The sequence below is a fragment of the Streptomyces sp. LX-29 genome (genome assembly GCF_029541745.1).
In the GTDB taxonomy this organism is placed as follows: domain Bacteria; phylum Actinomycetota; class Actinomycetes; order Streptomycetales; family Streptomycetaceae; genus Streptomyces.
Window position 1 is genome coordinate 3,495,340 of the sequence record NZ_CP089746.1, and the last position, 11,560, is coordinate 3,506,899.

The window sequence follows — 11,560 nt, forward strand, 5'->3', positions numbered from 1 at the left end:
GGCAGCCCGTCCGAACGCGCGCCGTAGACGGCCCATCAGCGTAGGGGACTTCGTCAGCGGCAACGGCTCGTCCGGGGAGTCCTCAGGGTGGTGCGGGTCGTGCGTCATGGGCGATGCTCCGGAGAAGGCTGGATGGGCAGACGGGTGGGCGGGGCCGGTGGGCTGGGCGATGCGGGCATCGCTCTGTCCACACGTGTGGACAGGCGGGTGTCGAGCGGGGTGGTGGCCGGGCGGGTGACCGGAAGGGGTTCCGGTCACCCGGTGCGGGCGGTCAGCCGCTGGTGGAGACGGCGATCCCAGCGGCTTCGAGTTCCGGCCGCAGGATCTTCATCACCTTCGTCAACCGTTCGCTGCCGATCGTCAGCCCCTTGTCCTCCACGGCCTCGCGCAGAAGATCCCGGGTGAGCTTGCGGTGCTCGAAGGCGGCGATCCGGCCGATCTCCGCAAGCTCCTCGATGGTGGCTTTGGGCGGCCGACCGCCGCGCGGCTTGGCCTGCGGAACCTGGGCCGTTGATTCCGTCGGCTGGGCAATTGCGACGGGCAGTGGATCGCTCAGGCCGATGGAAGTAGCTGCGCGTTCCAGCTCCTGGCTGGGAACGTCCAGTTTCTGAACGGCACCCTCCGTCCGCTGGCCGGTGAGGCGTTCCGGCCGGTTGGTGGAGCGGTCGACGAGCTGATGGATCTGCCGCATCAGGACAGCGAAGGCCAACATCGCGGCGGTCGGGGGAACCGCGGCGACCACGTAGTCGAGGAAGGGCACGCTGCTGGCGTTGCCTGTGCTGTTGACGCCGGCCACGTTGAGGACGATGGAGCCGATCGACCCGGCGGCGGTCAGTCCGATCGCCCACCGGTCGGTGACCTGGCGCAGGCCCGCGCGGAGCATCAACAGTTCGCCCGCGACGATGAACGCGTCCAAGGTGGCGGGCCAGGCCCAGCGGCGCATCGGTGAACTACCCAGCCCATGCTGGCCTGCGACCTCGGCCAGGTGCGCGTAGGAGAGCCAGAACGCGCCCGCGGTCAGGACCACGATGACGGCCCCGGCAGTGAGGAGCGCCCACCACTCGGCATCGTGCTCGCGCATCAGAGGCTTACCCTCGCCGGACTTGCCGCCCGATTTCTGGCCGTGTGGTGGATGGGGGGTGGATTGGGTGGTCAAGCGGGATACTCCTGAGGGCTCGGTGTGGTGCGTCTTGGCCGTCTTAGCCGTTGAAATCGCAGGTCAGAGCGAGTACGGCAGTGGCCGTGGCCTTCCGTCTTGGCGGGCGGCGCCGGCGTCTTCGTACCTGCAACGAGGCGGCTCGCAGCGCTTCTCGTGACTGAGTGGCCGCCGGGGCCAGGACGTGGCGGTTGCGTCTTCCGTCTCGTCTGGCAAGGCCGTGATCTGCAGGAATACGGCACGGACGTCAGGGACGGCACAAGACGGATCCGGGTCGGCGTTTTAGCTGACAGCGCGCGATTCATGATCGTGTTGCCGTCTTGGCCCCGGCTGCCGTGTCGGCGACGGCTGAAAAGTGGACCAGTAGCGACGCTTGAAAGTTGACCCCCTCCAGGGGTCTGGCTCGTTGAGCCAGGCCGGGAGGAGTGGTGATCAGCGTGGAGGACTGGGCGGAGATCCGTCGGCTTCACCGGGCCGAGCAGATGCCGGTGCGGGCGATCGCAAGGAAGCTGGGGATCTCGAGGAACACCGTCCGCAGGGCGATCGCGGACGACGCGCCGCCGAAGTACCAGCGGGCGCCGAAGGGCTCCATCGTGGACGCGGTCGAGCCGCAGATCCGCGAACTGCTCGAGCAGTGGCCGGAGATGCCCGCGACGGTGATCGCCGAGCGGATCGGCTGGGACCGCGGGCTGACGGTGCTCAAGGACCGGGTCCGAGACCTGCGGCCGGCCTATCGGCCCGCGGATCCAGCCTCGCGGACGGTCTATGAGCCGGGCGAGATCGGCCAGTGCGACCTGTGGTTCCCGCCCGCCGACATCCCGCTCGGCTTCGGGCAGGTCGGGCGGCCGCCGGTGCTGGTCATGGTCGCGGGCTACTCGCGGTGGATCACCGCCCGGATGCTGCCCTCCAGGTCGGCGGCCGACTTGATCGCCGGGCACTGGCGGCTGCTGACCGAGCTGGGCGCCGTCCCACGGGTGCTGGTCTGGGACAACGAGGGTGCTGTGGGCTCCTGGCGGTCCGGGGGACCTCAACTGACCGACGAGTTTGCCGCGTTCGCCGGGCTGCTGGGCATCAAGTTCCTGCTCTGCAAGCCCCGGGATCCGGAGGCCAAGGGGCTGGTCGAACGGGCCAACGGCTATCTGGAGACGTCGTTCCTGCCCGGGCGGGTGTTCACCTCGCCGGCCGATTTCAACATTCAGCTCGCCGACTGGCTGACCAAGGCCAACCGGCGCATTCACCGCAGCCTGCAGGCTCGTCCGGCGGACCGGCTGGAAGCGGACCGCTCCCGGATGCTGGCCCTGCCGCCGGTCGCCCCGCCGGGCTGGTGGAAGGCATCGCTGCGGCTGCCCCGGGACCACTACGTCCGCCTGGACACCTGCGACTACTCGGTGCATCCACTGGCCGTCGGCCGCCGCATCGAAGTCACCGCGGACCTGGACCAGGTCCTGGTGACCTGCGACGGCGTCGAGGTCGCCCGGCATGCCCGCAGCTGGGCTCGCCACCAGACCATCACCGACCCGGACCACGCGGCCGCTGCCGCAGCCGCACGGAAGAAGGCTGCCAGCACGAAGGCGGCGCCAGTGGACGTGACGGAGGTCGAGGAACGGTCGCTGGAGACCTACGACCGGATCTTCGGTGTCATCGACGGCGGGCTGAGCACGGGCGAAGGGGCAGCGTGATGAGCACGAAGAACGGCACGAACCAGGCCCGGACCAGCCGCGACGTCGGCTCCGAACTGATTTATCTGACCAAGGCGTTGAAAGCCCCGGCCCTGCGGGATGCGGCAGCACGGCTCGCCGAACGGGCCCGCGACGAGAGCTGGAGCCACGAGGAGTATCTGGCCGCATGCCTGCAGCGGGAGGTCGCCGCCCGCGACTCCCACGGCGCCGAGGGACGCATCCGCGCGGCCCGTTTCCCCTCTCGCAAGTCGCTGGAGGACTTCGACTTCGACCATCAGCGGTCGGTGAAACGCGAGGTCATCGCCCATCTGGGGACGCTGGACTTTGTCGTCGGGAAGGAGAACGTGATCTTCCTGGGGCCGCCTGGCACCGGCAAGACCCACCTCGCCACCGGCCTCGGCATCCGGGCCTGCCAGGCCGGCCACCGGGTCGCCTTCGCCACCGCCGCCCAGTGGGTCACCCGCCTCGCCGAAGCCCACCAAGCAGGCCGGCTCAGCGACGAGCTGACCCGCCTGGGCCGGATCCCGCTGATCGTGGTCGACGAAGTGGGCTACATCCCCTTCGAACCCGAGGCAGCGAACTTGTTCTTCCAGTTCATCTCGGGCCGCTACGAACGCGCCTCGGTGATCGTGACCAGCAACAAGCCCTTCGGACGCTGGGGCGAGGTCTTCGGTGACGACACCGTCGCCGCCGCGATGATCGACCGCCTCGTCCACCACGCTGAAGTGATCTCGCTGAAGGGCGACAGCTACCGCATGCGCGGCCGAGACCTCGGACGGGTTCCCGCGGCCAACAGCGGGGAATGACCAACATCAACTGAGCAGTGGGGGGTCACTTTTCACCCGTCGGATGTGGGTCACGATTCACGCGTCGCCGACACTGCCGGTCTTGTCTGCACCCCGCCTGACCTGCGAGATCACGGCAGGGACGGCAAGGACGGCAGCCGGGAGTGGCGGGGCTCAGCCCTCGCCGAGGCTGGCAGGTTGAGTGTTCCCTGAGGGAACAGGTTGGGTGCCCACTGAGTGGACGGTGGGGCAGTAGCGCCGCCAGGCGTCGAGGAACTTGTTGCGCATGTACCCCTTGCGCTGCGTTCCGTCAGCCATACGGACGTTGCCCGACCTGATGCCGTACTCGCGCAGCATCGCGCCGAGATCACGGGCGGTCAGCCCGCTGCGTCCCCACTCCGCCCACGGGCTCTCCACGTCCTGGCGCAGGAGGTAAAGGAGTTCCTCGGTGGAGAGACTCTCGGGCTCGCCCCGGCCCGCGAAGATCCGGCGGATGTCGGCGAGGATGCGCGCCCCGCTGGGATGGTCCTCCTCGGCCGCCGCTTCGGCGGCGACCATCCGCGCGCACGCGACCCGCGCCAGACGGGGCCACGCGCCGCCGGCGAGGTCGGCGACGATCACCAAGGGCTCCCAGGTGTCGGCAGCGCGGTCCTCTACCGGCATATCCGGCTCCAAGTTCGCCGCCTTGTCCATCAGCGGCCTGGCCCACGCGGCGATCCGGTCACGCAGGTCGTGCAGGGCCGGGGTGTCCCGGCGGGAGCGGAAAGGCTTGACGCTCTCGCCCTCAGCTCGGCGGCGCATGCGGATCACGATCGCCCGGTCCATGATCGTGTCGGGCAGATCGCCGATCCCCGCGATCGCCGCCATGGCGAAGGTGGCGAACTTGTGCGGAGTGTGGTCGTTGCCGACGACCCGGGTCACATACCGGTTGCGCTGGTGGCCGGCGTTCAGCAGGCCGCGCATCTCCTCGTTCTTCTCCGCCACCTTCGGGCTGCCGAAGATCGTGTCCGCCTCGTCCACCAGTAGTGTCGGCGGGTTCTCCTCGGTGATGGAGCGGAAGATCGCCGCAGGCGTTGTGTTGATGGTCAGCATCGGCTCGTGCACCGTCTCGACCAGCACGTCCAGCAGCCGCGACTTGCCGCACCGCTTCGCGGGCCCGACCACCGCCAGGCGCGGGGCATGCTGCCAGGCGGACTGCAGATGCGTCGCCACCACCCACGCGGTGACCGCGTCCAGCGCCTGCTCGGACGGGAAGATCACGAACCGGGCGAGCTGCGCACGCAGTTCGCCCAGCAGACCCGCGCCTTCGGTCGGCTCGGTGTCGGGTATCTGCATCTCCTCCGGTCCGCTCGGCGTAGCCGCTTGCTCGGGACCATGGGTACCCGCATCGTGGCCATCGTCCCCGTTGGCGTCTTCGGCCGACGGGGAGCGCAGGTGAGCGCCAGGCTGACCGGGAATCGCGCTGGCCGGCCAGATCGCCTTGGCGGGTGCGGAATGTGCATCGGGTGTCGTAGGTTGCACAGGGCAGCTCCTCATCTGGCGGTTACGGGCCCGCCCTTGCCGCCGGGTTGGTTCATGTGAAGTCGTGCAGGGGTGTTGCTCGGGCCTCCGGCGTTGCCCCGCCGGAGGCTCACCCACGTCTCGCGGCTACTCGACCGAGGCGAGGGACCACGGACAGTACGTCCACGCCCCGCCACAGTCCAGCGTTTCTGTGTCAGCTCAGCGCAGAAGCGTCTGCTACACGCACGCGCGGTCATGCGGCCAGGCCGAGCAGGCTCAGCAGGTCGGCCGTCACGACCCGGTACGCCTTGCCCAGCCGCAGGACCCTGCACGGGTACTGGCCCTGCTTCGCCAGCGCATAGCCCTTGCTGCGTCCCAGGCCCAGCGCCCGATTGCCGGTGTCCAGGTCAATGGCAGCGGGCAGGGCCAGCAGCTCCTCCCGGGTCATCCCGTGCGACTTACCGGCGATCTCGTTCTCGCGCATGCGGCGCTCCATCCATGACTGAGCCCTCGGCGAACGCGACGACCGCGCCCGTCTCCAGGCCACTAAATCCAGGATGACCGAGCTACTGTGTCCCCATGACACAACACCGTTTCGATGATGGAACTGACCCGGACAACGTGCCCGAGTGGGCGGACCAGCTCATGGCCACCGTGGCCGCCGAGGTCCGCAGACGGCGGAAGGAGCTGGGTTGGAGCGCACAGGACTTGGCCGACAAGTGCGACGAGACCGGCTATCCGATCCCCCGCAACGTGATCGCCAATATGGAATCCGGCCGCCGTGCCGGCCTCCCCCTGGTCGACGTCATGGTCCTGGCCAAGGCCCTGAACACGCCCCCCATCTGCCTCATCTATCCCGTCGGCTACGTAGAAGACGTGCAGCAGCTCCCTCTCGAACACCCCACCTCCACCCTGAACGCCCTGAACTGGTTCACCGGCGAGGAGACCGAGCTCGGCGCCGAGGACGACATGCTGCGCTACTTCCGCGCCCACCACGCCGCCGAGAGGACGTTCAAGGCCGCACGGCAAGAGGAGGAGTACGCGCGCTACCACGCCGAGACCGCCCCGAACGCCGACCGGAAGGCCGAGGCCCTCCGCACCCAGGCCCATGCCGCCCAGGAGGCCGAGGCGGCCAAAGTCCGTCTGCGCAGGGTCCGCGCCTTCATTCGGGAGGGGGGCGTCACGCCTCCCTTCCTGTGGCCCAACGTCGCCGCCGAAGTCGAGCCGTCCGAAACCGACACCAACCCCACCGAGGAGAACGACCTTTGAAGGGCTCCACCTACCGCCGCTGTTCCTGCCGCGACCCCAAGACCGGCAAGGAGCTCGGCACGTCCTGCCCCAAGCGCAACAGCAGGAACCACTGCACCTACTCCATACGCCAGGAGCTGCCGCCGCGTGAGGACGGCAGCCGAAGGTCGTTTGCGCGAGGCGGGTACGGCAGCCTCAAGGCGGCTCAGGCCGGCCTCGACCACGTACGCGCCCTCTTGGGGCTGGCCGAAGCCGATGACCCCGAAGGCATAGAGCTGATAGGCGAGATGCTGGCGGAAGTCAGCCGCGAGAAGACGCCTCTGCCTGATGTGGAGGAGACTCGGCGGCGGCTCAAGGCTGGCCAGGACCTCATCGGCAGCCTGACCGTGAGCGAGTGGCTCGACCGGTGGCTGGCGGGCAAGCGGATCCGGAAGTCCGGCCTGAACCGCTACGAGACCGATATCCGCGTGCACCTCAAGCCGCGCATCGGGCACCGGCGGCTCGACCGGCTGCGCGTGAGCCACCTCAGTGAGATGTTCACGGCCATCGCCGACGCCAACGCCGAGATCCTGGAGCAGAACGCCCAGCGGCGGGCCGCAGTCGAGGAGCTGGCAACTGTCCCGTGGAAGGGGGCCGAGAACCGCGCCCGCCGCAAGGCGATGAAGGCTGCGATCGACGCGATGCCGCCCTTTCGGCGTGTGACCGGTCCGGCTACCCGGCTGCACGTCAAGGCCACGCTGCGGGCCGCGTTGAACGACGCGATCGGGCAGCAGATCATCACGTTCAATCCGGCGGCCCACGTCGAGATCGACCCGGTGCGCAAGCCGAAGGCCCTGGTGTGGACGGATGAGCGGGTCGCCAAGTGGCGGAAGACCGGCGAGAAGCCTTCGCCCGTGATGGTCTGGACGCCCGAGCAGACCGGCGCCTTCCTCGACTTCGCCGCCGAGGACCGGCTGTACGCGATGTGGCACCTGATCGCCTTCCGCGGCCTGCGGCGTGGCGAGGCGTGCGGGCAGCCGTGGTCGGAGACGAACCTCGACACCCACTCCCTCACCGTCTCCTCCCAACTCGTGCAGGACGGCTGGGAGGTCGAGGCGTCCGAGCCGAAGACGGACAGCGGCTTCCGTGTGGTCGCCCTCGATGACTACACCGTCGAGGTGTTGAAGCGGCACCGCGAACGCCAGGACGCGGACCGCGAGGAGTGGGCTTCGGCTTGGGTGGAGACCGGTTTGGTCTTCACTCAGGAGGACGGCTCCTGGCTGCACCCCGGCAAGGTGACCGACTTCTTCGAACGGCTCGTCGCCACCTCCGGCCTCCCACCGATCCGGCTGCACGACCTGCGCCACGGCGCGGCCACGCTCATGCTCGCCGCGGGGGTCGACGTGAAGGTCGTGTCCGACACGCTCGGGCACAGCGACACCCGGATCACGCGGGACATCTACCAGAGCGTCCTCCCCCACGTCGGGAAGAGCGCCGCCGAGGCCACCGCCAAACTGGTCCCCCTCCAGCGCAAGGCCGAGGCGGAGAAGGCCCGTAAGGCCGCCAAGAAGGCGAAGCAGGCCGCGAAAGCGCAGGCCAAGGGCAAGAAGAAGGACGAGCAGAAGAAGCCCAAGAAGTAGGCCCCTGCGCGGCTCCGCTCACGCATCGCTCACGCAAGCCATCCCACGGCACCCCGGCCGTGTGACGCGCCATGCCCCGAGCACAGCAAAAGGCCAGGTCACGGGCTATGTGACCTGGCCTTTTTCGGAGCCGCCTAAGGGAATCGAACCCTTGACCTACGCATTACGAGTGCGTCGCTCTGGCCGACTGAGCTAAGGCGGCATGCTGCCGAGCCAGAGTGGCATCAGCAGCGTCGCTAAGTCTACACAGTTTCCAGGGGTGCTCCGCACGGGGGCCGGGCGGTCGGGGTCGGGGCCGGGCCGGGGGTGTTCGGGCTGGTCAGGTGCAGCGTTTGGCGTCGGCGGGCGGAGTGCCGTCGAGGAGGTAGGCGTTGATGGCGTTGTCGATGCAGTCGCTGCCCCGGCCGTAGGCGGTGTGGCCGTCACCGTCGTAGGTGAGGAGGGTCGCCGAGGAGAGCTGGGTGGCGAGGGACTGGGCCCAGACGTATGGCGTGGCGGGGTCGCGGGTGGTGCCGACCACGAGGATGGGTGCGGCGCCGCGGGCCTCGATGCGGTGGGGCTTTCCGGTGGCGGGGACCGGCCAGTAGGCGCAGTTCAGGGAGGCCCAGGCGAGGCCCTCACCGAAGGCGGGGGAGGTCTTCCGGAAGGCGGGCAGGGCCGCCTTGACGTCCTCGGGGGTGCGGAAGGCCGGAGGCAGGTCGAGGCAGTTGACGGCCGGGTTGGCGTACATGAGGTTGGCGTACTTTCCGTCCTCACGCTCATAGTAGAGGTCGGCCAGTTGCAGCAGTGGGCCACCGTCGCCCGCCGTGGCGGAGCGCAGCGCCGCGCGCAGCTGCTGCCAGGAGCCCTCGTCGTACATGGCCGCGATCACCCCGGTGGTGGCGAGCGCCTCGCCGAGCTCGCGCCGGCCGTCGTCGGTGGGGACGGGGTCACGGTCCAGCCGGGCGAACAGGGCGCCGAGGCGCTTCCCGGCGTCGTCCGGGCTGCGGGTGCCCAGCGGACAGTCGTCGCGGTCCACGCAGTCCTCGGCGAAGGCGGTGAAGGCGGTCTGGAAGCCGCCGGTCTGGTCGCGGTTGGTGCGCTCCGCGGAGAGCGTCGGGTCCATCGCGCCGTCGAGGACGAGCCGGCCGACGCGGTCGGGGTACAGCTCGGCGTAGGTGGCCCCGAGAAAGGTGCCGTACGAGGCGCCCACGTAGGTGAGCCGCTTGTCGCCCAGCGCCGCGCGCAGCAGGTCCATGTCGCGCGCCGCCTCGACCGTCGAGACATGGCCCAGGACCTCGCCGGAGCGCTTCTCGCAGCCGGCGGCGAACTTCTTGTACGCGGCCGTCAGTCCGGCGACCTCGGAGGCGTCGTCCGGGGTCTGGTCGGTCTGCGTGTAGGCGTCCATCTCCTTGTCGGTCAGGCACCGCACGGGTTCGCTGCGCGCCACGCCGCGCGGGTCCATCGCCACCATGTCGTACCGCGCGCGCACCGGCGCCGGGTAGCCGATGCCCGCGTACCCCTGCAGATAGCCGATGGCCGAGCCGCCCGGACCGCCCGGGTTGACCAGGAGCGAGCCGATCCGCTCGCCCGGGCCGGTGGCCTTCTTGCGGGCCACCGCGAGCCGCAGGTCCTCGGCGAGGTCGGGGCGGTCGTAGTCCAGCGGCGCCCGGAGCGTGGCGCACTGAAAGCCCGGCACGCCGCACTCGCGCCAGCTCAGCTTCTGCTCGTAGTAGCGCTTCAGCGCGGCCGGTCGGCCGCTGTCGGCCGACGGCGGCCGACCGGATCGGGAGTCGGACTCGTCACCCGAACAGCCGGTGAGGCCGGACGCCACCACGGTGGTCAGCAGGGCCACGGCCGCCAGCACCGTGCCGTTACTGCGGAGCTTGCGACTGATCTCCATCGATTGGCGCCCTTCGTCCTCAGATCGCGCAGTTCGCGGCATCGTGTCTGTCGGAGCGTATCCACACCGTTACGGTCCATGCGCAGGCGCGCGAAGCGAACTCGTAAGGGTGAGGGGGGTGCGTGGAAGGCCGGGGTGGTGAAGGACGGGGCGGGTGGCGCGTCGAGCCGGACGGCCTGGGCAGGCTGGCAGCCTGGCGGCCCGTTCGGCGCGGCCGGCGGCGAGATGCCGACGGCTTACCTGGCACGAGATGACGGCTCCGCCGGCCGGCGGGGGCTGCCCCGGCGGCGTGAACCGATGCCGGAGTCCCCCGGTGCTCGGTGCCCGTGCCCGTGTGCCCGTGCCCCGCGCCCCAGACCGGATAGCTTCCCGAGGGGGAGCTGCCCCGCCCGGGAGCCCTGCCCGGCTCAGCCCGCGCGCAGCGCCATGGTCATCGCCTCGACCGCCAGCAGCGGCGCCACATTGCTGTCCAGGGCCCGGCGGCACGCCGTCACCGCGTCGATCCGGCGCAGGGTCCGCTCCGGCTTCGAGCTCGCGGCGACCCGCTCCAGCGCATCCCGTACGTCGACGTTGGCCAGGGCTGTCTCCGTACCGAGCTGGAGCGCCAGCACGTCGCGGTAGAAGCCGGTCAGGTCGGTGAGGGCCAGGTCGAGGCTGTCGCGCTGGGTCCGGGTGGCGCGGCGCTTCTGGCGGTCCTGGAGCTCCTTCATGGCGCCCGCCGTACCGCGCGGCAGGCGACCGCCGGTGCCGGACGCGGCTCCCAGGGCGGCGCGCAGCTCCTCGGTCTCCTTCGCGTCGACCTCCTCGGCGAGCTGCTTGGCGTCCTCGTTCGCCGCGTCGACCAGCTCCTGCGCGGCCTTCAGGCAGCCGCCCACGTCGTCGACGCGCAGCGGCAGCTTGAGGACGGCCGCGCGGCGGGTCCGCGCCCGCTCGTCCGTGGCCAGCCGCCGGGCCCGGCCGATGTGGCCCTGGGTGGCGCGGGCGAGGGAGGCGGCCAGCTCGGGGGCGATGCCGTCGCGGCGCACCAGGACGTCCGCCACCGCGTCGACCGGCGGCGTGCGCAGCACCAGGTGACGGCAGCGGGAGCGGATCGTCGGCAGCACGTCCTCCAGCGAGGGCGCGCACAGCAGCCACACCGTGCGCGGAGCGGGCTCCTCGACGGCCTTGAGGAGGACGTTGGCCGCGCCCTCGGTCAGCCGGTCGGCGTCCTCCAGGACGATCACCTGCCAGCGGCCGCCCGCAGGGGAAAGCTGGGCGCGGCGCACCAGCTCGCGGGTCTCCTTCACACCGATGGTGAGCAGATCGGTGCGGACGATCTCCACATCGGCGTGCGTGCCGATCAGAGTGGTGTGGCAGCCGTCGCAGAACCCGCAGCCCGGCGCGCCGCCCAGGGCCCGGTCCGGACTGACGCACTGGAGCGCGGCGGCGAACGCGCGGGCCGCGGTGGCCCGGCCGGAGCCGGGTGGACCGGTGAACAGCCAGGCGTGGGTCATCCGGGACGAGGCGAGCGAGAGCGGCGCGCGCCCCTCCTCGTCCGGCCCACCGGTCCCGGACTGCGGAACGGCGGCCCTCGGCGCGGCCGCGGCGCCCGCCGCCCCGGCGGTCACCAACGCGTCCGCGTCCCGCGCGGCAGCGGTGAGCTGGACCGTCACCCGGTCCTGCCCGACCACGTCGTCCCACACCGCCATCGT

At 70.5% G+C, this 11,560-nt stretch carries 9 protein-coding genes and 1 tRNA gene; 4 read left to right on the forward strand and 6 right to left on the reverse strand.

Annotation, left to right across the window (positions count from 1 at the left end; translation table 11 throughout):
• Positions 1 to 271: 271 nt before the first annotated feature.
• On the reverse strand, positions 272 to 1,081 hold the full coding sequence (locus tag LRS74_RS14945; RefSeq protein WP_277744764.1) for a DUF2637 domain-containing protein: 810 nt from the start codon (positions 1,079 to 1,081) through the stop codon (positions 272 to 274).
• A gap of 503 nt (positions 1,082 to 1,584) precedes the next feature.
• Here LRS74_RS14945 and istA point away from each other — a divergent pair.
• Positions 1,585 to 2,835 carry an IS21 family transposase gene (gene istA / locus LRS74_RS14950; protein WP_277738977.1) on the forward strand — a complete coding sequence of 417 codons (1,251 nt, stop codon included), beginning with the start codon at positions 1,585 to 1,587 and terminating at the stop codon, positions 2,833 to 2,835.
• A complete protein-coding gene (gene istB / locus LRS74_RS14955; RefSeq protein WP_277738976.1) occupies positions 2,835 to 3,641 on the forward strand; it encodes an IS21-like element helper ATPase IstB in 807 nt (268 codons plus the stop codon). Before istA ends, istB begins: the two co-directional genes overlap by 1 nt.
• Before the next feature lie 153 nt (positions 3,642 to 3,794).
• Here the strand turns inward: istB and LRS74_RS14960 are convergent, their stop codons facing one another.
• The gene (locus LRS74_RS14960) at positions 3,795 to 5,141 is read right to left on the reverse strand and encodes a DUF3631 domain-containing protein (RefSeq protein ID WP_277741466.1); all 1,347 of its coding nucleotides are present in this window, start codon (positions 5,139 to 5,141) and stop codon (positions 3,795 to 3,797) included.
• A gap of 232 nt (positions 5,142 to 5,373) precedes the next feature.
• Positions 5,374 to 5,604: a hypothetical protein gene (locus LRS74_RS14965; RefSeq protein ID WP_277741467.1), complete on the reverse strand. Its 231-nt coding sequence runs from the start codon at positions 5,602 to 5,604 to the stop codon at positions 5,374 to 5,376.
• A gap of 95 nt (positions 5,605 to 5,699) precedes the next feature.
• On the opposite strand from LRS74_RS14965, the gene LRS74_RS14970 reads away from it, so the two are divergent.
• On the forward strand, positions 5,700 to 6,389 hold the full coding sequence (locus LRS74_RS14970; protein ID WP_277741468.1) for a helix-turn-helix transcriptional regulator: 690 nt from the start codon (positions 5,700 to 5,702) through the stop codon (positions 6,387 to 6,389).
• Positions 6,386 to 7,987 (forward strand): site-specific integrase, encoded by a 1,602-nt coding sequence (locus LRS74_RS14975; protein WP_277741469.1) that lies wholly within the window; start codon positions 6,386 to 6,388, stop codon positions 7,985 to 7,987. The genes LRS74_RS14970 and LRS74_RS14975 overlap by 4 nt, the downstream gene beginning before the upstream one ends.
• 128 nt (positions 7,988 to 8,115) lie before the next feature.
• Here the strand turns inward: LRS74_RS14975 and LRS74_RS14980 are convergent.
• From LRS74_RS14980 to LRS74_RS14990, 3 genes are all read right to left on the reverse strand, one after another.
• Positions 8,116 to 8,189: transfer RNA gene (locus LRS74_RS14980), tRNA-Thr, on the reverse strand.
• 117 nt (positions 8,190 to 8,306) lie between these two features.
• The gene (locus tag LRS74_RS14985) at positions 8,307 to 9,869 is read right to left on the reverse strand and encodes an alpha/beta hydrolase (RefSeq protein WP_277741470.1); all 1,563 of its coding nucleotides are present in this window, start codon (positions 9,867 to 9,869) and stop codon (positions 8,307 to 8,309) included.
• Positions 9,870 to 10,276: 407 nt separating this feature from the next.
• Complete coding sequence (locus tag LRS74_RS14990; protein ID WP_277744765.1) at positions 10,277 to 11,557, reverse strand: DNA polymerase III subunit delta'; 1,281 nt, start codon at positions 11,555 to 11,557, stop codon at positions 10,277 to 10,279.
• Positions 11,558 to 11,560 lie beyond the last annotated feature (3 nt).